The sequence below is a fragment of the Psychrobacter sp. 1Y4 genome (assembly GCF_051847555.1).
Genome location: NZ_JBPYDE010000196.1, coordinates 1 through 980 on the forward strand (window position 1 = coordinate 1; position 980 = coordinate 980).

Sequence of the window (980 nt, forward strand, 5' to 3'; positions counted from 1 at the left end):
AGATGATAGCAATTGTCGTAATATTGAGATTGTTAGTATCATCGGGAGCGTGGGCAACGAAAAAAAATTAATTAATATATTCAAAAATAGCCATATAAATACGATTTATCATGCGGCAGCCTACAAACATGTGCCTATTGTGGAGTCTAATCCTTTTGAGGGAACCATTAATAATACCAAAGGCACTTACCATTGTGCTCGTGCTGCAATACGGGCAAACGTCGAAACCTTTGTATTGATCTCTACTGATAAAGCAGTGCGACCAACCAACGTGATGGGCGCATCCAAGCGCTTGGCTGAATTGGTTTGCCAAGGGTTTAGCCAAAGCAACAGTAAAACTTGTTTTAGCATGGTGCGCTTTGGCAATGTTTTAGGTTCCTCAGGCTCTGTCGTACCATTATTTACCAAACAGATTGAGCAGGGTGGTCCGATCACCATCACGCATCCAGAAATAACTCGCTACTTCATGACCATTCCAGAAGCGGCCAGCCTCGTCATCCAAGCAGGTGCAATGGCATTTGGCGGTGAAGTATTTGTACTAGATATGGGTGCACCAGTCAAAATCGTTGATCTTGCCAAGCGTATGATTCGTTTGACAGGGTGTGAGCTAAAAGATGCGAGCAACCCAAATGGTGACATCGAAATTGTCTTTACAGGATTGAGGCCCGGCGAGAAGCTCTATGAGGAGTTGATTATCGGTGAAGACAACATCGAAGCTACGTTTCATCCACTCATCATGCAAGCTATGGAGCATAGCTATCCTTTAGAAGATATCGAGACTATTTTATTTGAATTTATCGCAAGAGCAAAACAGCAAGATGTTAGATGGCTAAAAACACAGTTCAGGTCTTTCGTCGAAGGGTATCACGAAGGACATGATATTGAAGTCGAAAAAGTGAAGATAGAATTGATTGATGAGGGTGGTTGATCAAAGGATTAAAAGCTTAGGAGATCTTTCAGAAAATCACAGTAAGTAAATT

General features: G+C 41.9%; 1 protein-coding gene. It reads left to right on the top strand.

Translation table 11 applies throughout. The features are described 5' to 3' along the window. The coding region (locus ACS8FC_RS15205) for a UDP-N-acetylglucosamine 4,6-dehydratase family protein (RefSeq protein ID WP_439297387.1) at nucleotides 1–928 on the top strand (928 nt) is incomplete at its 5' end. Nucleotides 929–980: the final 52 nt, after the last annotated feature.